This is a genomic window from Lacinutrix salivirga, from assembly GCF_053604675.1.
Window position 1 is genome coordinate 1 of record NZ_JBSHNP010000078.1, and the last position, 722, is coordinate 722.

At 27.0% G+C, this 722-nt stretch carries 2 protein-coding genes; both read right to left on the bottom strand.

What is annotated here, in order from left to right:
• The coding region (locus tag ACVC5O_RS03135; protein WP_452220004.1) for a hypothetical protein at positions 1 to 302 on the bottom strand (302 nt) is incomplete at its 3' end.
• Positions 303 to 304: 2 nt separating this feature from the next.
• Positions 305 to 722: hypothetical protein (locus tag ACVC5O_RS03140; protein WP_452220005.1), on the bottom strand; the 418-nt coding region annotated here is incomplete at its 5' end.

Genomic DNA, 722 nt, shown 5'->3' on the forward strand with positions numbered 1-722 from the left:
TAAACACCTTTTAAATGATCTATCCATTTATCTTTATTATGTCCATAAGTCCAAAAGACTGCTGTTCGCTCAAAATATTTCCAACAGTCTTTATTTCCTTGAAATAATAAGTTTTTTGCTCTAATATGTGTGCAATTTGGAATTCCAGACAAACTTAGCCAAACAATATTTATATGCTTTTTTAAATTACCTTTTCTTGAAAAATAATTATATTCATCTAAAAAAAAATAATTAGCCTCATCTATATCTAACGTTTCTGCATATTTGTAATGCTTAATTGCTTTATTTATCAATTTTTGCATTTTTATTTACATTTAAGTCTAATTGAACGTTTATCTATGTTGATTTGAAGTAGTTTGTTATTGAGTTTACCTTTGCCTTTAGCATCTCTAATAGTTCTTAACAAATCATTTTGGTATTTTGGTTTATTTAACCATCTTCCATTTGTATTTCCAGATATTTTTTTAATATTATTATCTGTCCATTTAGGCATATTACTTTTGCTTCTCCATTTGCTTTGACTAGTTTTTACTTCTATAATATTAATATCGCCGTTTAAAGACTTTGTAACTAAATCAAATCCATGCCCAGAAGCATTTTGTACAGAACCTAAAATTTGATGACCATTATTAGATAAATATTTTGAAGCTACTTTTTCTCCCCAAGCACCTATACCACTTAAACCTAAAGGATCAATCCAAATAGTACTATTATGAGTGTAA